General features: G+C 44.2%; 18 protein-coding genes. 3 read left to right on the forward strand and 15 right to left on the reverse strand.

Annotated features, from left to right (window positions below):
* Positions 1-159: 159 nt before the first annotated feature.
* From R50345_RS22855 to R50345_RS22870, 4 genes are all read right to left on the reverse strand, one after another.
* Complete coding sequence (locus R50345_RS22855) at positions 160-1,071, reverse strand: methyl-accepting chemotaxis protein (RefSeq protein ID WP_042130379.1); 912 nt, start codon at positions 1,069-1,071, stop codon at positions 160-162.
* 168 nt (positions 1,072-1,239) lie between these two features.
* Positions 1,240-1,614, reverse strand: a complete 375-nt coding sequence (locus tag R50345_RS22860; protein WP_042130380.1) for a hypothetical protein — start codon at positions 1,612-1,614, stop codon at positions 1,240-1,242.
* Positions 1,615-1,705: 91 nt separating this feature from the next.
* The gene (locus R50345_RS22865; protein ID WP_042130382.1) at positions 1,706-1,885 is read right to left on the reverse strand and encodes a YfhD family protein; all 180 of its coding nucleotides are present in this window, start codon (positions 1,883-1,885) and stop codon (positions 1,706-1,708) included.
* A gap of 42 nt (positions 1,886-1,927) precedes the next feature.
* A complete protein-coding gene (locus tag R50345_RS22870) occupies positions 1,928-2,287 on the reverse strand; it encodes a hypothetical protein (protein ID WP_042130384.1) in 360 nt (119 codons plus the stop codon).
* 285 nt (positions 2,288-2,572) lie between these two features.
* Here R50345_RS22870 and R50345_RS32240 point away from each other — a divergent pair, with 285 nt between their 5' ends.
* The 3 genes from R50345_RS32240 to R50345_RS22885 all read left to right on the forward strand — a co-directional run bounded on the left by R50345_RS32240 (position 2,573) and on the right by R50345_RS22885 (position 8,379).
* The gene (locus tag R50345_RS32240; protein WP_052414700.1) at positions 2,573-7,120 is read left to right on the forward strand and encodes a S8 family serine peptidase; all 4,548 of its coding nucleotides are present in this window, start codon (positions 2,573-2,575) and stop codon (positions 7,118-7,120) included.
* Between the two features lie 108 nt (positions 7,121-7,228).
* Complete coding sequence (locus R50345_RS32060) at positions 7,229-7,627, forward strand: helix-turn-helix domain-containing protein (RefSeq protein ID WP_042123336.1); 399 nt, start codon at positions 7,229-7,231, stop codon at positions 7,625-7,627.
* Positions 7,579-8,379: an IS3 family transposase gene (locus R50345_RS22885; RefSeq protein ID WP_231574208.1), complete on the forward strand. Its 801-nt coding sequence runs from the start codon at positions 7,579-7,581 to the stop codon at positions 8,377-8,379. Before R50345_RS32060 ends, R50345_RS22885 begins: the two co-directional genes overlap by 49 nt.
* A 249-nt stretch (positions 8,380-8,628) precedes the next feature.
* On the opposite strand, the gene dnaJ is transcribed toward R50345_RS22885, so the two are convergent.
* The 11 genes from dnaJ to R50345_RS32065 form a co-directional block, all read right to left on the reverse strand.
* On the reverse strand, positions 8,629-9,750 hold the full coding sequence (gene dnaJ, locus R50345_RS22890; protein WP_042130386.1) for a molecular chaperone DnaJ: 1,122 nt from the start codon (positions 9,748-9,750) through the stop codon (positions 8,629-8,631).
* Positions 9,751-10,007: 257 nt separating this feature from the next.
* Entirely contained in the window at positions 10,008-11,855 is a 1,848-nt protein-coding gene (gene dnaK, locus R50345_RS22895) for a molecular chaperone DnaK (protein ID WP_042130388.1), read from the reverse strand.
* A 218-nt stretch (positions 11,856-12,073) separates the two neighbouring features.
* A complete protein-coding gene (gene grpE / locus R50345_RS22900; protein ID WP_042130389.1) occupies positions 12,074-12,655 on the reverse strand; it encodes a nucleotide exchange factor GrpE in 582 nt (193 codons plus the stop codon).
* 49 nt (positions 12,656-12,704) lie between these two features.
* The gene (hrcA, locus tag R50345_RS22905) at positions 12,705-13,736 is read right to left on the reverse strand and encodes a heat-inducible transcriptional repressor HrcA (RefSeq protein ID WP_042130390.1); all 1,032 of its coding nucleotides are present in this window, start codon (positions 13,734-13,736) and stop codon (positions 12,705-12,707) included.
* 104 nt (positions 13,737-13,840) lie between these two features.
* Positions 13,841-14,332 carry an N-acetyltransferase gene (locus R50345_RS22910; protein ID WP_042132402.1) on the reverse strand — a complete coding sequence of 164 codons (492 nt, stop codon included), beginning with the start codon at positions 14,330-14,332 and terminating at the stop codon, positions 13,841-13,843.
* Positions 14,333-14,425: 93 nt separating this feature from the next.
* Entirely contained in the window at positions 14,426-15,598 is a 1,173-nt protein-coding gene (gene hemW, locus R50345_RS22915) for a radical SAM family heme chaperone HemW (protein WP_042130393.1), read from the reverse strand.
* Positions 15,599-15,794: 196 nt separating this feature from the next.
* Entirely contained in the window at positions 15,795-18,044 is a 2,250-nt protein-coding gene (locus tag R50345_RS22920; protein WP_042130395.1) for an FAD-dependent oxidoreductase, read from the reverse strand.
* 19 nt (positions 18,045-18,063) lie between these two features.
* Positions 18,064-18,891, reverse strand: a complete 828-nt coding sequence (locus R50345_RS22925; protein WP_042130397.1) for a carbohydrate ABC transporter permease — start codon at positions 18,889-18,891, stop codon at positions 18,064-18,066.
* A 62-nt stretch (positions 18,892-18,953) separates the two neighbouring features.
* On the reverse strand, positions 18,954-19,838 hold the full coding sequence (locus R50345_RS22930) for a carbohydrate ABC transporter permease (RefSeq protein ID WP_231573337.1): 885 nt from the start codon (positions 19,836-19,838) through the stop codon (positions 18,954-18,956).
* 91 nt (positions 19,839-19,929) lie between these two features.
* Complete coding sequence (locus tag R50345_RS22935; RefSeq protein ID WP_231573892.1) at positions 19,930-21,093, reverse strand: extracellular solute-binding protein; 1,164 nt, start codon at positions 21,091-21,093, stop codon at positions 19,930-19,932.
* Positions 21,054-21,233, reverse strand: coding sequence for a hypothetical protein (locus R50345_RS32065; protein WP_231573894.1), 180 nt, complete (start codon positions 21,231-21,233; stop codon positions 21,054-21,056). Before R50345_RS32065 ends, R50345_RS22935 begins: the two co-directional genes overlap by 40 nt.
* Positions 21,234-21,240: the final 7 nt, after the last annotated feature.

Raw genomic sequence — 21,240 nt, forward strand, 5'->3', positions numbered from 1 at the left:
CAACCAGTCTTTGGAAAAGGTTCGTTTTTCTGAGCATAAACTATAGAGGCTGGTAATAAAAGATTGAAGATCTCAACTGTACTCACAACGCAAAAAGCCACTCCCCATAAATCTGAGAACTGGCTTTCCTTTATATTTGCCACTAACAGCCTACAAAAATTAAATAATATTCATAACCTCTCGTGCTTGTATATCTAAATCTTGGGCTGAGGAAGAAATATTCTTAAAATCATCTAATGCTATTTGAATCTGCTGTTGACTATCTTCTATATTTTCTTGTACCTGGTTTGTTCCTTTGGAGATTTTATCGATTTCCAGCGTGATGGCATCCACACTATCTTTTACTTGAATGATCGAATCCTGCACCATGGAGGATAGCTTTCGAACTTCTTTAGCAACCACGTCAAAACCTCGCCCAAACTCCCCGGCATGTGCCGCTTCAATAGCTGCATTAAGCGCTAATAGTTGCGTTTGCGAAGCAATATTACGAATAGTTTGTACAATTCCCTGAATCGATACCGCTTGTGTCTCCAGATTAGCTAGGGTCTGTGTATTTTCGATTGATACTTCAGCAATTTTGTCGACGCTCTGCAATAGTTCCTGACTACGTTCAATGCCTTTCTCGGCTCTTTGATTTAAGCTGTCAGACATCTCTTGCATCCGCTGTACCACGACACTCATGTTATTTTGCCGATCCGTGATATTAGTCGCAATCTTAGATACGCCAATGACTTGTTCATTATTTTCATCAAAGACAGGCATATAGGTAGCTTCCAGCCAAACCACATTTCCTTTTGCATCCATACGTTCAATTTTATCCTGAAAACTTTTTCCTGAAAAAAGATCCTGCCAGAACAATTCATAGCCTGAACTATTTACAAAGTGAGAAAAGCAAAACTGTTTATGATGCATCCCATACATTTCTTCTTTGTTATACCCCATCGAACTAGCAAAAACGTCATTTACATAAGCCACTCGTCGATCAAGATCGAACCTTATTATAGCTAAATTTCTTTCTAAAGATCGAACGACAAGCTCATCGGTAACTCCTTGAGAATATACCATTCCCATATAATAATTCCTCCTGGATATCTATATGTTATTCGCGTCATCTTGAAGTATATTTCAACAATTATACGCTCTTATTCCGCAGAGAGAAATACATGATTGTTATTAAAATAAATTGAATTCGTGACTAAAAAAGACTCCAGGAAAGTGATCTCTTATATGTACATTTCTTTATTTCTTGGACCCGTAATCCCCCATCTTGATTCCCCACACTGAATCCTTTTGATGAGCTGCGGCTTCTTTTAGACTAGGGAGTCTTGTATCCAGTGGACTATGTCGTTCCAGATACATCACAAAGGCTTGACGAAGCCCAATCTCGGCATCCAGTTTATTAAGTTCGCTCGGGTGTTTCTCCATCTCGGCTAATTCTACTTCCCAACGGTATAAATCGCTTGCCTCAGATCGTTCCAACCGAACTTTTTCAGTCAGCTCCCGCAGCTCACGGTAAGCTTGTTTAACTTTTGAAGAATAGAGTTGCTTCTGATTCATAATAGTTAAGCATGCGATAAGCAGCGCTAATCCGGTCCATAAAATAACGTTATCCATATTTTCCCTCCAGCTTGGGCTATTCTCCTAATTATACACACCAGAACGCAAAAATACCCCACAATGTGAGGTATCTTTCTTAACTTAGTTCCTATTCTTTTTTCATAATTTCATGCAGCTGACGTTTGTCTGCTTCTAGCGCTCGAGCCTGTGCTTCGATATCCTCTAAATCAGCCTCTGCAGCTGAGAATTCCACGTCTTCTGCCTTCGCCTCGTACAGCATTTTCATCTTCTCGGTCTTTGAGAATATTTGTGAGTTCTCTCTATCCATAGTATCGTTATTCTCCCTTCGTCTTATTAATGAAGTAATTATTCAAATCATCCCGCCCGCTTCTTCAATTAAGCGTAATGCCTGATCATAGGATTCTGAATGCAAGATCACCGTAAGTAAAATATCTCTACCCGTCGGTCCTCCATCTCCGCCATGACTCATCCCGCTCGCGCTGGTATCCGCAGCAGCTAGTATACCTGTGTGTGCACGCTCAGCAGTCAGGGAGTCCATTCTGGCAACATTGCCTGTCACTGGATTTACCCCTGAGCTAAAGCTCGTGCCTCCATATCTACTGAAGCGATCAATGGAGATTTCAATGGCCCGAAGTGCACGGAGCTTACGAGCAACACCCTCTGCTTCCTCAGGACTTTTAAAATAAGCCAAAATAGATCTTTCCGACATCTTATCCCCGCTCTCGCTTGAAATTCAGATATCTGTTGCATTCCTTTATATTGTCTTCCTTTCGCTTGTTTTATGCCTTTATTTTCTCATATTCCACTAATCTACTAGGAATTCGACATTTTCTTCAACTCTTCCCTGCAATATAGTACTAAAGTTGTATATTCGATTTGAAGTTATAGCTGTAGAATAAATTTAATTTTCATAATTTTTTACATTTTACGTTGAGGAGGAGAATTACAGATATACACTGCAATATAAAAATTCATTTTGGGAGGATGAACTTATTTGAAACGTACCTTTAAACACTCTATTCAAAGATTTGGTATTGGGGCGGCGAGCTTCGGACTGGCTGTTTCTGTCCTTTTTCCATCCGCTGCATTTGCGAACTCATCCCTTGAATCATCAACTAACCTAGTTAATAATGTACAGTCTCAAAGTGTGACCCCTCATAACTACGCGGGTGTGCTCAAAGGTTCAGCACCAGTATCCGTAATTGTGGAATTAACTAATAAACCAATCAGTGTGTATGAAAATGAGGCGAAAACTTCTTCTTTACGATCCTCAGTCTCCTTACAACGCAGTAAAATTATCTCCGAACATAAAAGCTTTATTTCCTCAGCGCAGAAAATAGATGCCGACATCGGTTTTGAATACAGTGAGATTTTTAACGGATATTCCATTACTCTGCCAGCCAATCAAGTTAACAAGCTGTTAGAGCTTCCGGGCGTTGCAGCTGTTTATCCAAATGATGAAGTCCATGCGTTAGCAGACAGTGTTGAGGTAGCGACTTTGCCTGTTACACGTTCTTATTCGGACAGTGGCAATCTTATAGGTGCGGATAAACTACACGCATTAGGTTACACAGGAGAAGGGGTACAGGTAGCGGTTGTCGATACTGGCATCGATAAAAATCACCCTTTATTAAAGGATAATTATAAGGGGGGGTACGATGCCTATGATCAGGATAATGATCCGTCAGAAACACCTCCTGACGCTAACTTCCCTCCAAAAAATGGTAGCCCATATGAGACCTCGCATGGCACTCATGTAGCCGGTACAATATTGGATGTTGCACCTGAGGTGGATTTGTACGCGTATCGCGTACTTGGCCCTTACGGTTCCGGTCCAACAGCGGTTGTAATCGCGGGTATTGAGAAAGCGGTCGCTGATGGAGCCGATATCATTAACCTCTCCCTGGGCTCTGATGTCAACCAAAGCTATTCCGCAAGTTCAATCGCGATAGACAACGCCATAAAATCGGGCGTAAATGTTGTTGTTGCCGCCGGTAACGCTGGACCGGATGTAGGAACATTAGGCGAACCTGCTGGATCTCAACTTGCACTTAGTGTAGGTGCTTCTACTACCCCAGTGAATACCCCATTCTTTGATATTGGCGATGTTAAAAAAATTCCAGGGACATTAGCCACTTATTCCCCAGATTTAGTTGATAATATCGCTGGTAGTAAGATCGTTTACGCTGGTCTTGGAGCTACTTCCGATTACACAAATTTGGATGTCAAAGATAAGGTAGTCCTTGTCGATCGAGGTGTGCTGAGTTTCGGAGATAAATCTCTAAATGCCAAAGCAGCTGGAGCCAAGCTTGTCCTAATTGCTAATAATGCTGCAGGTGAAATCAGTCCCACCCTCGGTGCGCCCGGGAATTACATTCCTACCTACGGAATTACTCAAGCAGATGGCAAAGAGATAAAAACTCAGATGAAGGCTGCTAAAGATATAATCAGTTACTATATAGCGCTTGAAGTAAATCAGTTAGCTAATTTTAGCTCTATAGGTCCTGGGATGCCGGATTATCTAATCAAACCTGATGTTGTTGCGCCAGGGGTCAATATCAACTCGACGATTCCTAGCTGGACTGGGGATTACGAACATGCTTATGGCTTAAAAAGCGGAACCAGTATGGCAACCCCACATGTTGTAGGAGCTGTCGCTTTGCTACTGAGTGAAAACTCTAACCTTAAGCCAAATGAAATTAAAGCACTGCTGATGAACAATGCGGATCCTATCTTTAAGCGTAATGGAGATGCTTACTCTTTATATCAACAAGGTGCCGGATTAATTAATTTGGAGAAATCAGCAAAAGCTGAATCTATCGCTAAAGTTGGGGAGAGCTTAATTAGCGGCCTTCCTGGGACTGTAGAAATCCCTTATTACACAGGTTCCTTGTCCTTTGGCCTGCTCCCAAAAGGAGCTAGCGTAACGAAATCAGTTTACGTAGAGGACTTTAAAGGGATTGGATCAACCTACACGCTGTCCACCGAATGGCTTACAGAAGCGCCTGGTGACATTAGTATTAATATTGCACCAAAAAGTATTACCTCAGGTGTAGACCATTATGCACAATTTACACTGAAGGTTTCTGACACTGCAAAAGAGGGAGCATATGAAGGCATCCTGTTCCTAACCTCTGATACAGAAACTCTTCGTCTTCCCTTTAATGCACTTGTTGGCGATAAATACAATTTAGAGCCTGTTAATCAACTTTCTTTTGAAGATCCACAGATCTCTCCTAATGGGGATGGACGCTCAGACGATACCACCTTTACCTTCTCTGTCAATGAAGAGCTGGATGGCATAAGTTTTGTAGCCTCTTCAATAGATGCTCCTGCGACAGTTTTAGGTGCAGTTTATTCTATCGATGAAAAGGTCTATCGTGGCGTGTACGAAATTACAAATTGGGATGGAACGTTAACAGACCTGGAGACCTCCGCCAAGTCCACTTTACCAGATGGTCACTACTACATCACTCCTGTGCTTCCCAATGGACAACAACTTGAGACACAAAAGATCAAGTTCACAATTGATACCGAGAAGCCATTAGTTTCCGGCATCACACTTGAGGAGTACGAACGTGAGGCGCCAACCGATCCTGGTGCGGCAGAAATTAGTGGGTTCATTGATGATGACCTAATGGCCTATTATATTTCTAATACACAACCTATTGGAAACTGGTTTACCGTGTACGCCGAAGGTAAACATTATGATGGAAACACTTATAAATTCGGTGGAGTAATTGCAGGTAATGGTGCTTTTTCCATTGACGTTCCGGTTAACGAAGGGCTTAATGAGTACAAAATCTATGTGGTTGATAAAGTAGGCAATGGCGCAGACGACGATGACTATGCACAGCGACTTCTTTATAGCACAGGGGATGGTATTTTCAATGTAAATCCGTCTCTATCTGCAACCACTATTGATTTGGGACAGCCGGTAACCGTTGATCTAGGGTATTCCGTGACTGATGAGGTTTATGGCGTCTATGGGGCTTCATTCGCTGTCATCTACGATGGTTCTCTCGAAACACCAGCGATCCAGCCAAGCGTACAACTGGCAACGTATCAAGAGGAGAATTTCTATGGTGTTCCACTTACAGAATTCTCAGAAACCTATGATCTGGGAGACGGCCGCAAACTGACACAGTATAGCGTCAATCTGTCAGGTGGTGCTTATCACGGCTCCGGCTCACTAGGCAAAATAACCTTCAAACCATCTAAAGCGGGAAAATACGACTTGGAGCTGTACGATGTACAGGTCTGGAATGATGCTACAACATCAACAATCCCATCTGGGTTGAGAACAGTAAGCGTAACAGTTAACACACCTGAAACACCGAAGCCAACACCAACACCAACAGAGTCACCAACAGCAACTCCGACAACGACACCGACACCAACACCAACACCGACACCAACACCAACACCTGAATCGAATGTACCTACAGCAACTAGTGCTCCCGCTTCTGGAATCGCATTGAAATCTGGGAAGCTAGTAGAGACTGCAGATCCAGCAGGTGGCAAGTCTTCAGCGGTGTTCAACATCTTAGACACTGTATTAGCAAATTCGATCCAGAATGCAAAAGATAAAACTTCTGTACTTGATCTTAGCGATGTAAGCTTCAATAAATATAGCCAAGTTGTTGTTACTCTTACCCCGGCCCAAGCCGAGCAGTTAAAGAAATCGGAGAATGCACTCCGCCTAAATGGTAGTGGATTCAATGTACTCATTCCAGCGGCGACACTTCCGGATTTCATCAACAGCAACGGCTTAACCCTTACGATTAGTCTGACCGATGCGGGCAACACAGCAGTTTTAGCAGGTAGCTCAGCAGCATTAAATATCGGTTCTTCTATTCTCACCATCAGAAATGGTTGGACAACCGGAAAGCCGATCATCCTTCAGCTTAATCTAAAAGCCGCCAGTCTTCATGATGCTCGAAAGACTGCCGCTTATGTAGAATCAAAAGATCGTAAATGGTCCTACCTGCAACCTGGTTTTATCACTAAAGATGGTATTCTTCAGTTTAGCGTTACTGGTGATGGTTCTTACAGCGCAGCATCCAGAAATATAAGCTTTAAGGATATTGGCACACACTGGGCTCAAACCGATATCGAGGTCCTTGCTGCTCATGGTATCATTGCTGGCAAAGGAGCCGACGGCAGCTTTAAGCCTGCCGACACCTTAAATCAGGCAGAGCTTCTGACACTCTTCGACCGTCTACTTGGAAAAGGTGACACATGGAGTACTCGCATCAAAGAAAGTGGATCTCGTGATGTGCTAACTCGCGAGGAAGCAGCTCTTATCATCGCTAAGGCCCTTGGTGCTGATCTTACAGTAGCCAAGATACCTTTAAGCTTTAAGGATGCCGACAGCATCGCTGCGGAAGCACGTAACGCCGTAGCCTATGCTGTAAGCAAAGGTTATCTAAAAGGTGTTACTGCGGACAACTTCAACCCACAAAGTACTCTGACTCGTGCACAAGCAGCAACGATTCTAAGCCGAGTGCTTGAGGATCTGCGTTCTTCGAACAACATTTAGTTGCACTTTAAAAGAAAGCCCCAGCAGCCAATGTGAAGTGCACCCCTTAGAATAGACATTGGAAAAAACCCCTGGTTTATCCGATGAAATTCTAGGGGGTGCATTTTTATGGCGATTAAAGGACAGAAGTTTAAAAATTACTCAGATGAGATTAAAAAAGAGGCCATTCGTTTACATGTGGAGGAAAGATGGACTTATCGGAAAATTACGGAGCATTTTGAGATACAAGATCAAGGACGGGTAAAGAGATGGATGAAGAAATACCGAGAGCTAGGGGAATTTGGGCTACTAGATCAACGGGGGCGTCGTATTGAATATATCGATCAAGATAGGTATGTTCAAAAGCTCAAACGGGAAAATGAAATGCTAAAAAAGTGTTTGGAAATCTGGATGCAGGAGGTGAAACGCACAAATATAGAGTCATTGAGAACGCTGCAAAAGAGTATGCCGTTAGCAACCTGTGTAAACTCTTTAGGGTCTCTAGAAGTGGATACTACGCTTTCCTGAAGCGCAAAGGAACAGATCGGGATCAGGAAGCAAAGGCGCTCATTCAGAAGGTCTATGAAAGGTATGAAGGAGTCTACGGTTATCGCCAAATTCAATTGTTCTTGCTACAAGACCACGGGGTTTGGATGAATCATAAGAAGGTACTCAGAATTATGCAGGATTTAGGCATTCGTTCGAGGATCCGCCGAAAACATCGTTGTAATTATGCTACTTCTGAAGGAGACCGTGTGGCGAAAAATATTTTGAAACGGGATTTCAAAGCGGATGCTCCCAACCAAAAATGGGTGACAGACATTACGCAATATCGTGTAGGCGAAAAGTGGCTCTATCTTTCTGCGATTAAAGATTTATTCAATAACGAAATTATCGCTTATCAAATGAGCGCTAGGAACGACAACGAACTGGTTCTCCGGACCTTTGAGCAGGCGTGGAGTCAGCAAAAAGACGTGACTGGACTGATCGTTCACAGCGATCAGGGATTCCAATACACGTCTCATGCATACCACGACATGCTGCCAAAGGTTGGGGCCCGAATCAGCATGTCTCGCCGAGGCAATTGTTATGACAACGCCTCTATGGAGAGCTTCTTCTCGCATCTCAAAACGGAAGGACTCTATCCTTATGATATCCGAAATATGGATGAGGCACAAAGGAAAATTGAAGATTACATTCGATTTTATAACCAACATCGGCCACAACGAAGGTTAAATAAGCTGCCTCCGGTAGAGTACCGGAAACAGCTTATTGCCTAGGGTCTTTTTTCAGTGTCTATAAAATGGGGGCTTGACCAAATGGCTGCTGGGGCTTTTTCGTCTTTAGGTCACATTTGTGTTTCCGAGGCAGCCAGCAAATGACCCTAAACGCAGCCGTGATCTCACGTTTACGGGTTACGTTCTGCATTAGCAAGCAGCCATAACCAAAAAAGCAGAGCAGCGATCCCCAAATAACGGGAGGATCGCTGCTCTGCTATATTATTTATTCAATTAATGAAGTTAGAAATATCAGTCCCCGCGGAACGCACGCTTCACACGATCAAAGAAAGATTGCTCATGCTCATGTGTGTTTTCTCCATTAAGAGAGGCGAACTGTCGCAACAAATCTTTTTGCTCATCATTCAGCTTGCTAGGTGTCACAACAATGACTCTAACATGCTGGTCACCTTGGCCAGATCCACGTAGACGTGGAACACCCTTGCCTTTAAGGCGGAAGAAAGTACCCGTCTGAGTTCCCGCAGGAATCTTCAGCTTCACTTTTTCCGTTAAGGTAGGGATCTCAATCTCATCGCCAAGTGCTGCCTGTGCAAACGTAAGTGGAACCTCGCACATAATATCGTCGTTCTCACGTACGAAGAAATCATGGGATTTGACACGGATGACAATATACAAGTCTCCAGCAGGACCACCGCGTAAGCCGCCCTCGCCTTCGCCAGTCATGCGAAGCTGTGCACCGTCATCAACTCCGGCAGGGATGCGCACATGAATCTTACGTTGCTTCTTAACTTTACCCTGTCCGCTACAAGTCGTACATTTTTCCTTAATAATCTTACCTGTACCACTGCAATGCGAACATGGACGACGATTACGCATCTGTCCAAGTGGCGTATTCTGTACGAATTCCTGTTGCCCACTACCATGACAAGTGGAACAAGTCTCTGGTTTAGTACCCGGTTTAGCCCCGGAGCCGTAGCAGGTATCGCAAGTTTCCGTACGTGGAATAGTAATATCGGTTTCCTTACCGAATACCGCTTCCTTGAATTCAATGGTCATCGTATACTGCAAATCCCCACCGCGCTGTGGTGCGTTAGGATCACGGCGTCCTCCGCCACCAAAGAACATATCAAAGATATCGCCTAGTCCTCCGAAGTCGCCACCGCCGCCTCCGAAGCCGCCCATACCTTGGTTAGGATCAATATGGCCATATTGGTCATATCTAGCTCGTTGTTGACCGTCGCTAAGAACATCGTAAGCTTCTTTTACTTCTTTAAACTTAGCTTCAGCATCATCTGCTTTATTCACGTCAGGGTGATATTGGCGCGCCAATTTCCGGTACGCTTTCTTCACCTCATCGTCTGAAGCATCTCTACTGAGGCCAAGCACTTCATAATAATCGCGTTTATCTGCCACTGCTTTCACCTCCGTACGTTACATACTCAAATTCCTAATTACCTGTCAAAGAAACCATTATACGATAAAACCCTAGGATCTGACCATCCAGTTCCAGCAGATGTTTATTCTTACAATATCAGAAGGCGCATTCGCGAAGAGTGTGCAAACTGATATTACAAAAGGAAAGTCAAAACACGGGATGACCCGGTTTTGACCTTCCCTTCTTAACTATATAAGAATTTATCAGTTACGTCCTATACACTTATCGTTTAAGGTTACCCTTGATTCTTATCTTCGTCAACAACCTCATAGTCAGCGTCAACTACATTGTCTTTCTTAGGAGCGCCTTCAGCGGCTCCAGCGCCACCTTCAGCACCTTGCTCTGCTTGAGCAGCTTGTTCGTACAGCTTCATGGACAACTGTTGTACAATCTCAGTCAATGCTTCTGTAGCAGCATTGATTTCTTCAAGATTGTCAGTTTCAAGTGCTGCTTTCACTTTATCTTTAGCTTCGTTTGCTTTTTCAACTTCGGAAGCATCAGCTTTATCACCAAGATCTTTGATCACTTTCTCAGTAGAATACACGAGTTGGTCAGCACTGTTCTTCGCTTCTACCAATTCTTTACGCTTACGGTCTTCCTCAGCGTGAAGCTCGGCATCCTTCATCATTTGTTCTACTTCTGCGTCGCTCAGACCGCTGGAAGAAGTGATAGTGATCTTTTGGCTCTTGTTTGTACCTTTATCTGTTGCAGATACATTCACGATACCGTTGGCATCAATATCAAAAGAAACTTCAATTTGTGGTACGCCGCGTGGTGCTGGTGGAATCTCGTTCAGCATGAAGCGTCCCAGTGTTTTGTTGCCGTTCGCCATTTGACGCTCACCTTGTAGCACGTGAATCTCTACGCTAGGTTGGTTGTCAGCAAAGGTCGAGAATACTTGGGATTTACTTGTAGGAATTGTAGTGTTACGCTCGATCATCTTCGTGAACACGCCACCTGCAGTTTCGATACCGAGGGAAAGCGGAGTTACGTCGAGCAATACAACGTCCTTAACATCACCAGTCAATACACCCGCTTGAACAGCAGCACCAAGAGCTACAACTTCATCCGGATTCACACCTTTGTGTGGATCTTTACCTGTAAGCTTCTTAATTGCATCTTGCACAGCAGGGATACGAGTAGAACCACCAACCAGAACGATTCTGGTAAGGTCTGCAGGTGTCATACCAGCATCAGACAAAGCTTGACGAGTTGGTCCCAAAGTACGTTCTACCAGACCAGCAGTAAGCTCATCAAACTTCGCACGAGTTAAGTTGATCTCTAAGTGTTGAGGTACTCCGTCTACTACAGTGATGAACGGAAGAGAAATAGTAGTTGTCAGTACGCCCGACAATTCTTTTTTCGCTTTTTCAGCTGCATCTTTCAAACGTTGTACAGCAGATTTATCTTTGCTCAGATCAATGCCTTGTTCTTTCTTAAATTCAGATACCAGGTAATCCATAACCACTTGGTCAAAGTCATCGCCACCAAGTTTGTTGTCACCGCTTGTAGCTTTTACTTCAAAGAAGCCGTCGCCCAATTCCAGGATGGATACGTCAAACGTACCGCCACCAAGGTCATAAACAAGGATAGTTTGATCTTCGGATTTCTCCAGACCATATGCCAAAGCTGCAGCTGTTGGCTCATTCACAATACGCAAAACTTCCAAGCCTGCAATTTTACCTGCATCTTTAGTAGCTTGACGTTGGCTGTCATTGAAATAAGCAGGAACTGTGATAACTGCTTGAGTAACAGTTTGGCCAAGATATGCTTCTGCATCGGATTTCAGCTTTTGAAGAATCATTGCTGAAATTTCTTGTGGAGAGTAGTCTTTACCATCAATGCTTTCTTTGTGGTTCGTACCCATATGACGTTTTACCGAGCTGATCGTACGATCAGGGTTAGTAATCGCCTGGCGTTTAGCTGTTTCACCGACGATACGCTCGCCGTCTTTCTTAAAACCTACAACCGAAGGGGTTGTACGCGCGCCCTCTGGGTTTGGAATTACAACGGCTTCGCCGCCTTCCATTACGGCAACGCAAGAGTTCGTGGTTCCTAAGTCAATACCGATAACTTTACTCACAATAATTTGCCTCCTCTTAAGGTATATGGAGCATACGCTCATTTTAATTTTAAAAATACAAGCATAAATGCCTTCGACGTCCTTATTTAGAACGATTAGCGTTTAAGCGAGAAATATAAGGATAATATATAGCGTGAAACTTATGCTTTCTTATATTTTCAAAAAAAATCTGATTGGTACCACTGGTGGACAGAAACTGCCCGTCCTATATTGACAGACTACATGCTGACTTTGACCATAGCAGGACGAAGAACTTTATCTTTCAGGAGATATCCTTTTTGGACTTCTTCTGTTACGATACCCTCTTCGTACTCCTCGCTCTCCACCTGCATGATAGCCTGATGGTATTCAGGATTAAAAGGCTGTCCTACTGTTTCCATAGCCGTAAGCCCCTCGGACTTCAATACCCCATCCAGCTGACGGAAAATCATATTAACACCCTTCACAAAAGCTTCGGACTCAGGGCCACTAGGAGTAGTGACTAAAGCACGCTCGAAATTGTCCAGTACTGATAGCAGTTCAGTCACGAGCTTGGAGGTGGCATATTGAGCCAACTCTTCTTTCTCCTTCTGAGTACGACGACGGAAGTTATCGAAATCAGCCTGCGCACGCAGCGCACGTCCTTGATATTCATCAGCGAGATCCTGCAGACGTTTTACCTCCGTACCTGTGTCTGAAGCACCTTCACTAACTTCCTCTGCCGTAAATGAGTCGGCTTTCGAAGCTGCATCAGCCTCAGGTTCCTCATTTATCAAATCATCTTTGAATTCATTAGCATCTTGAACTTGTTCCTTTTTCAAGTTGTCTTCACCTCCTTAAAATCATTCACGTAATCAATGTTGACTCTGTTCACTTATACCAGTGTGCCAGCATCGCTGTCAAATCTCGGGATAAAATGCCCAAGATCCCCATCACTCTTGCATATTCCATTCGTGTCGGTCCAAGGATGCCAATGCTTCCCAAGGCCTGCCCATCCAGTGAATAAGTGGCGGTGATCAGACTGCAGTTTGCGAACGCTTCATGATTGTTCTCCGTCCCTATTCGGACCTGAATACCTGTGCCGCCTGTTGTAGGGGCTAGCATTTTGAGCAATGTAGGCGTCTCTTCCAGCAGATCAAGAATGCTCTTCACCTTGTCAACATCCTTGAACTCAGGCTGTGTAAGCATATTCGTGGCTCCACTGAGATAGATACGCTGCTCTTGATCACTTTCCAGCGCAATGTCCAGCACTTGCATTAATTCTTCATAATGTGAGATGTGACGCTGCATTTCCTCGCCAAGCTCGGAATACAGCCGAGTCTTCAGCTTATAGAGTGGTACATTGACCAGCTTACTATTCAGTAGGTTAACCACTTTCTCCATCTCGGAAACGGAAATCTCCGGTGGAATGTTCACCGTACGGTTCTCAACTTGCCCCGTACTTGTAACGATAATCGCTACAGCGGTTGTATCATCTAGCGGTAACAACTGAAAATGACGCAATGATGTATGAAAAACCTCCGGTCCCAGAAGGATGGAAGTGTAATTCGTCATATTGGAAAGAATCATCGCCGCATGTTGGATGACCTGCTCCATCGCATTCAGCTTCTCGGCAAAAAAAGCGCGGATCGTGCCCATCTCTGCCGTTTCGGCGGAATTCCACGGTACCAGATGATCCACATAGTATCGGTATCCTTTATGGGAAGGTATTCTCCCTGCCGATGTATGAGGCTGCTCGAGATAACCCAAATCCTCTAGGTCAGCCATTTCATTTCGAATGGTCGCAGGGCTGTACCCTACATCCCCCCGTTTAGAAATGCTGCGAGACCCTACTGGTTCTGCCGATGAAATATAATCATCTACAATTGCATTTAGTATCATTCTCTGGCGATCAGTTAACATGTTATCCCCTCCTATCGGCTGTTGGCTCCGATTCGTTAGCACTCGACTCAGATGAGTGCTAACCACTAATACAAAAATACCAAACTGACATTGACATTGTCAAGTCAGTTCAGCATCTTAAGTACTGCTATTTCATCGCAGGCATGCTGCTTTTTACAATTCACGCAATCTGTCCATACCTTTTCGGGGAAAATCTCTTTCTCGACAACTTCGAATCCGTTTCTAAGAAAGAAATCTACGGCGTAGGTTAGTGCCATGACCTTAGGGATTTTTTGGTTTCTGGCTTCCTCCACCAGCTTCGCCAAAATCATAGAACCTATTCCTTTTCCTTTCCCCTCGTCATTCAGGCCGATCGAGCGAATCTCTACGAGATCATTCCCGAGCTTGAAGAGCGAACCGCAGCCTACGAATCTACCCTCGATTTCCGCAATTACAAATTGATCGATCTGGCGAGTCAGCGCCTGCCTGGAACGGGGCAACATGATACCGCGCTGTGCGTATTCTTCTATCATCAGATACAACGGCTCAACATCTTCTACCACTGCATTTCTACAAATCACCTGTGCGTCTCCTGCTGGAGACGAATGGCGGATCATTTCCGTCTTGGCAAGCACTTTAATTCACCCCTCTGTTGATAATATGAATAAATATACAACAGAGTGAATTACAATTCAAGGGGTATTTTAAAATTAAACTTCTGTCAGCGCGCCTACAAATTCTGCGAAAACATCGTTACCAAAAAGGATCCCTTGCTTGCTGAGCCGGTACGTCCCCTCTTCGTGTTCAAGCAGACCCGCATGCAGCATCCTATGCAGGGATTTCGCAAATACATCCTCTATCGAACGCCCAAATTGCGCCTGAAATGCCGCATTAGAGACACCTTCATGCATACGCAAGCCAACCATCATAAAGTCCTCCATCGCTTCTGCTTCAGTGATTGGGTATGCGTCCAATCGTGGCAGGCCTTTACGTGTAGCTTCAACATAAGGATTTACACCCTTAACATTAATATGTCGCTGACGACCTACATATCCATGTGCACCTGCGCCGAGACCATAATAATCTTCATTACGCCAGTAAGTGATATTGTGACGACTCTCCATGCCTGGTTTTGCGAAGTTACTGATTTCGTATTGGTTGTAGCCCGCTTCCTTCATAGAAGACATCAACAAGAGGTACATTTGCAGTTCATCTTCTTCATTAGGTAGAGGAAGTTTGTTCTTATTAAATAGGGTGTGAAAAAGAGTGTTCTCCTCCACCTTCAAGCTGTAAATAGAATAGTGGGGTAAATCTAGCTCGAGCGCCTTGCGAATACTTTCAGCCAGCATCTCCACCGTTTGGTTCGGCAAACCAAACATAAGGTCAACCGACAGGTTGTTAAGTCCTACTGCACGAGCATTCTCCAAGCTGCGGTATACATCATCAACATTATGAATCCGGCCAATGCCCGTCAGGAGTTCGTTCTGAAACGCCTGAACACCAAAGCTCACCCTATTCACGCCGCCTTCTTTCATAACCGTCAACTTATCTTTATCCGTAGTTCCCGGATTTGCTTCCATAGAGAACTCGATATCTTTATCCCAATTCGGGAAATGTGTGCGAACAGATTTTAGAAAATAAGCCATCTCATCGGGTTTCAGTACAGTGGGAGTACCTCCGCCGACAAAGATCGTTTTGATGACACCCGGTGGGGTGTTCTTAACGGTCTGCTCCATTTCTCGATCCAAGGCTTCGAGATAATCCATAACCGGCTGATCCTTGAGAACGTAGGAATTAAAATCACAATAAAAGCACTTATTGGTACAAAAAGGTATATGAATGTACACGGCCTCAGGGGGACGGCCATTAGTATTCGTAGTCATTAGCTGTCTCCTTTATATAAAAATATCGTTTGACTAGTGTAATCTAAAAAACAAGAAAAGGAAAGCCTGACGGCTTCCCTTCGAGGGGCGATCATTTATAAATGATCTCTATTTTAAAATACAAAAAAGTATATATATTTTGTATTTCTCGCAGAAACGGATACCTTCCCTATAAGGATGGCTAAGCCGCTTCTTCTTAATATATCCGCATTTCCACGAGTTCTGCACGTTCTCCTCCGTTAGTTTCATGAATAACGATCCGAACAGTGTCCGTAAGGACAGGCTTCTCTAAACGATGTACGTTCTTCCGGCGATGATTGTCTTTGACGCGGAACATGACTTGCCACACGCCATCAATGAGCAACTCTACATCGTAAGCCTTTACTAGTTCAGGAATCACTAGAAATGGCGTTTCATGGTGATGTAGGTTGATAAGATCCTCATTAACATCATCGTTAAAAGTAAAATGAATTTCAGAGACTGAAGCAGCATCCGGGAGACGCGCCTCTACCCACTCCGTTCTACCAGCAGTCATCGGCTCAGAAACCCAGCTATGTGGCCCTGCAAAAGGTCGAGCATACCCGTCAGTGACTTTGGATGCAGCATATGCGGATGTTTCTACCGCAAAGCAGAAATGCCTGCGTACAAGCTGTTTCATGCTCCACTCCATCACCGGCTGATCTGGCTGATGATCCTCCAGCGCTGAATCGACTACTGGTTTAACGCCTCGCTCAAATGTAATAACACCTGTGATTGAGGTTTCTGAGATATGCAATTGAATATGCTCATTAGCTCGAATAATAGCGAAGATATTACACTCGCCGATTGAACTCCACTGCTCCTCTTGTACCGGAACATCAATCCATTGCTGCTCTCCAGCTTGTACTAATACAACATCAACCTGTCTACACTCTGCTGGAACGTAATTTTCCGCACGCCCAGTCGTCCATAGCTCAACCGTCAACTCTGACTGAGTACTTGCTGACACAAGCAGCTTCAACCCAAGGATATTTCCTTCAACCGGAAACAATATTCCTACGTCATGAGAAAGCTCATAAGCTTCAGCTGGACGATCCAGTAATATGCCTTTCATCGTACTGGACGCATGAATCTCACTATTTCTCGCGAGGTCTAGCGGATCTTCGTTGCGCAATCCAATAATCGAAGCATCTTGCTTTAACATCACCTGTTGCAATTCATGCATATGCTGATTGCGAATTTCACGAGGGGTTACACCTTTGATGACGGATAATGCTGCACCTGCTCCAGCCGCTTCACCCATAATCGCACAGGTCGCCATGACGCGTGTTGTTCCAAAAGCCACATGAGATGCGCTGATATTCCGACCCGCGAAGAGTAGATTTCGCACATTTTTCGAATAGAGCGAACTAAATGGAATATGATAAATCCCATCCGCATGCAGATGTTTCGAGCCACTCTCTTCTGCGTACATCCCTTGCGGTGGATGCAGATCAATCGACCATCCTCCGAATCCAATCCGGTCTTCAAATTCACGCTGCGCAAGAATATCATTTTGCGTTAAGATCGTATCGCCAATAAACCGTCTGTATTCACGTTTACCCGGAATTGATCCAACCCACTCCAGCGTCATATTTTCGGCATCAAAATGACCTGAGTTTTTAATGTAATCCCAAATCCCATAAATAACAGAGGATAGCTCATCACGTATACGTTCATTCTCATCCACTGTATCAAGCTCACCACCCCACTCAATCCACCAGTAGTGACAGCCTGAATCTCCACTCCGAATGACCCGACGGATCGGAATCGACGTTGTTGTAATATCCTTCGCGAACGATGGAGCAACATAACGTACCGGTTTTCCTGTATCCTGTGTATAAAACAATAATGTACTGCCTAATGTAATGTTATCAGGCACTTCAGGTGCCCATTCCTCATTAAATTCATGGCGGGCTTCACGTCCTAAACGGAAGTCAGCTCCTGCTAGGAAGCCAACCAAACCATCGCCCGTACAATCGATGAACGCCTCACTCTCGAACGTAATCAACCGCTCAGATCCCATCATCCAACCAATCACACTGCGAATCGTCCGCTCCTCTGCCTCACCTTCCGCTTCCACTTCGCGTACATCGGTATTTAGAAACAGGCTGATATTCGACTCTGCCTTCACGGCTTCGAGTAAGGTTAGATCCCATAAGTATGGATTTCCCTCCGGGTTCCGGTATTGATTCTCGATGAATAACTCACCCATAATGCCTGTCTCACGTGCATATCGATTTACACCATGTCCTGTTGCACCACATACCCATACCCGAACCTCTGAACTCGAGTTACCACCAAGTACAGGACGGTTCTGCACTAGTGCTACCTTTAATCCTAGGCGTGCTGCAGCGATCGCCGCGTTCATTCCTGCAAGTCCACCACCGACCACTGTTACATCGGATTTAACCGTTTCTGTTCTCATGTTAGTACTCCTCCTAAAGTTAGCCTTTCACAGCCGAACTTGAAATCCCTTGAATAATGTATTTCTGACCCACAAAGAAGATAATAATCATTGGAATAATTGCAGCCGATGAAGCAGCCATCATCCCGTTGTAGTCCACATTGTTCTCAAGAATAAAATTCTGCAATCCAAGCGGAATGGTATATAGTTTAGGGCTTTGCAAGAATACAAGCGCATTCTCATAATCATTCCATTGCCAGGAGAAATCGAGAATAGCAAACGTTGCTATTGCTGGCTTCGCTAATGGCAGAATTAAGCGGAAAAATATCTTATAATGCCCCGCCCCATCCAAAAAAGCAGATTCCGTAATTTCCTTAGGAATGCCCATAAAGAACTGCCGAAGCATAAATACACCGAAGATTGAGAACATGGCTGGTAGGATCAGCGCCCAATGCGTATTGTAAATCCCAACCCAGTTAAACATGATAAACTTTGGAACAAAAAGCACCTGAGGTGGAACCATCATCATGGATAAATATATGACAAATAGTCCATCTCGACCTTTGAACGAAGTACGTGAAAATCCGTAAGCGGCAAGGGCAGATAGAAACACAGCCCCCACAGTTCCAATAATTGAAATTTTAAGTGAATTTAAATAATACGGAACAAAATCATGACTTCCTGTCCACACCCGAATATGATTGCTCCAGTTGAGAGATGAAGGCAGCCATTTGTTAAACACCTCGGCAGGTGTCTGAAAGGATGTGCTGAGCATCCATAGGAAAGGCACAATCATAAATAGTCCTAGAACAAACATGATGATCGTTACTGGCAGTTTCACCTTCATGTTTCCTGCTTTTTCATTCATACCGCCTGCTCCTTTAAATTATGGTTTCGGGGCCCCCGCAAAGCTTCACTTTGTGGGATCATTTAGTAATGAACCCAGCGCTTTTGGCCGATCCACTGAATGACTGTAATGACGAGAATGACGGCGAACAAGAACCATGAAATGGCTGAAGCGTATCCCATATCGTAATAACTGAATGCTGTTTTATAAACGAATAGTGATAAGACCGTCGTACTTCCGCTAGGACCTCCAGCCGTAATGGCTTGAATAATCGAGAACGATTTCATCGTCATAATTAATCCGGTAATCATTAATAAAAAAGTTGTAGGACTAACAAGAGGCCATACAATTTTCCATGTTGTTTTGAATGTGCTTGCGCCATCGATCCGGGCAGCTTCCAGCTGTTCTGTCGAAATTTCCTGTAATGCAGCTAAATATATGATCATATTGTAGCCAAGCATCAGCCAGATTTGTACGATATCAATGGCATACATTGCGGTTTCCGTATCCGCAAACCACCCTGGCGGCGATGTTATGCCAATCCAGCGAAGCATTTCGTTGATGGGTCCCTGTGAAGGCTGAAATAGCAGCATCCAGACAAATGCAACGGCTACTCCACTGGAGATATACGGTAGGAAGAACATTCCACGTAATACGCCTTTAAGATACACACTGCGGTTTAGAAATAGCGCTACAATAAATGCGAGCACCATCGATACTGGAACCGATATCAGGAATATCACCGTATATTTGATCGAGGCATAGAAATTATCGTCATGGAACAATCGTTTGAGATTATCCAGCCCAGTAAATTGCCAATTCGGATTTGAAAATTGATAATTCGTAAACATGAGGACAAAGGAATAGATTGCAGGAATAATAAAGAACAAGAGAATACCAATCATATTCGGAAGAATAAAGGTCATGCCGATCCAGCCTTGTCTGTCCATCCAGCTTCTCCGCTTCACGGTATCGCCGCCTTTCGTATGCTGAAAAATGGGTACACGAAAGAGAAGAACGAAGAAATCTTCCTCCTTCTCTTTTGTGCTAGCTATTTCATTATTTCAATAACTCTTGCGAACGGGTTTGCATATTCTTCATCGTGGTTTCAATATCTTGCTTATTTAAGAAGTATTTTTCATACTCTTCTTTACGTGCATCAATGGCTTGTTGAGTTACATTTAGCTGGAAGGACGGGAATTTGCCGAATACAATTTTATTCATTGAATCTGTATCATATTTGTCTTCCACACCCTTCATGAGAAGGCTCATTGCTTCCTTACTATCTACACTCTTAGAGGCTGGAATACGACCACCGCTTGCCATTGGCAGCATACCGCCATCCGCATACCATTTTGCGAACTCCCAAGCTGCGTCCAGGTTCTTGGATTTCGCATTAAGAGAAAGCATGTCACCCACACCGCCCGAATATTTATAATCCTTTTGATCTTTATTCACTTTTGGAATAGCGGCGAACGCGGTTTTGAAATCATGCGGATAGTCTTTCAAGTTGTTCGCATTTCGGAAAATAAACTCACCTGCTGCCAGCATTGCCGCTTTGCCTTGCAAGAACATGGTGTCAACCGGCATTTTACTTGTCAATTGCTCGCCATATTCCGGTGTGGATTTGTCCACGAACATCATGTTATGCAATATTTCCAGGTGTTCTTTCCATAGATCATTCCCAAAGTTTGAAGTACCATCCGCCTGTTTCACACCCATTCCAGCAAGCGTACCGTCCATCGTTGTTGAGAAGGAGGAATCTGCCTGCAATAATCCGTACACACCAGGCTTCGTTAGCTTCTTCGCATACTCCTGAAGATCTGACCAGGTCCAGTCCACCGCAGGAATCGGTAATCCTGCTGCATCCAGCATATCTTTGTTCAACCACACAAACGCCATGTTTTTCTTTGTAGGAATCCCATAGTACTTATCATTGATTTTCCACATTGCTGCGTCCTCGCCGATCTGGCTGTCGATATCATAATCTGTCTTCGTGCTTAGATCCAAGGCAACGCCTGCATCCATACGTTTCTGTAAATGAGCAAGATCGTAGTTCATGAAAAGGTCTATGTTTTGATTGGTCATCAAGGCAGTATCTAGCTTTAAGTTTCCAGCATCATCATTTACATTACGGATATACTCGACTTGAATGTCTGGATGATCTTTATTCCAGTTATCAATTACAGCTTGAGGCCCGGCTTCTGCCGGAACTGCCCCCACATCGTAAGCTTTATTTTCTCCTTTGCTGTTTGTCCATTTGCACTGCCCTGCGCATCATTACTTCCACTAGTACCACAACCAGCCAGCATCGTACCTGCTAATAAGACAGAAAGCACTGCAGGATACCACTTTTTCTTCATCGATATC

The organism is Paenibacillus sp. FSL R5-0345 (assembly GCF_000758585.1).
In the GTDB taxonomy this organism is placed as follows: Bacteria; Bacillota; Bacilli; order Paenibacillales; family Paenibacillaceae; genus Paenibacillus_AQ.

Bases quoted from the DNA above. Each gene is read 5' to 3' on its own strand.
- R50345_RS32065 (WP_231573894.1), bottom strand. From the start codon at position 21,233: ATGAAGAAAAAGTGGTATCCTGCAGTGCTTTCTGTCTTATTAGCAGGT.
- R50345_RS32060 (WP_042123336.1), top strand. From the start codon at position 7,229: ATGGCGATTAAAGGACAGAAGTTTAAAAATTACTCAGATGAGATTAAA.
- hemW (WP_042130393.1), bottom strand. From the start codon at position 15,598: ATGACTACGAATACTAATGGCCGTCCCCCTGAGGCCGTGTACATTCAT.
- R50345_RS22925 (WP_042130397.1), bottom strand. From the start codon at position 18,891: ATGAATGAAAAAGCAGGAAACATGAAGGTGAAACTGCCAGTAACGATC.
- R50345_RS22910 (WP_042132402.1), bottom strand. From the start codon at position 14,332: ATGATCCGCCATTCGTCTCCAGCAGGAGACGCACAGGTGATTTGTAGA.
- R50345_RS22860 (WP_042130380.1), bottom strand. From the start codon at position 1,614: ATGGATAACGTTATTTTATGGACCGGATTAGCGCTGCTTATCGCATGC.
- R50345_RS22920 (WP_042130395.1), bottom strand. From the start codon at position 18,044: ATGAGAACAGAAACGGTTAAATCCGATGTAACAGTGGTCGGTGGTGGA.
- hrcA (WP_042130390.1), bottom strand. From the start codon at position 13,736: ATGTTAACTGATCGCCAGAGAATGATACTAAATGCAATTGTAGATGAT.
- R50345_RS22865 (WP_042130382.1), bottom strand. From the start codon at position 1,885: ATGGATAGAGAGAACTCACAAATATTCTCAAAGACCGAGAAGATGAAA.
- R50345_RS22855 (WP_042130379.1), bottom strand. From the start codon at position 1,071: ATGGGAATGGTATATTCTCAAGGAGTTACCGATGAGCTTGTCGTTCGA.
- R50345_RS22870 (WP_042130384.1), bottom strand. From the start codon at position 2,287: ATGTCGGAAAGATCTATTTTGGCTTATTTTAAAAGTCCTGAGGAAGCA.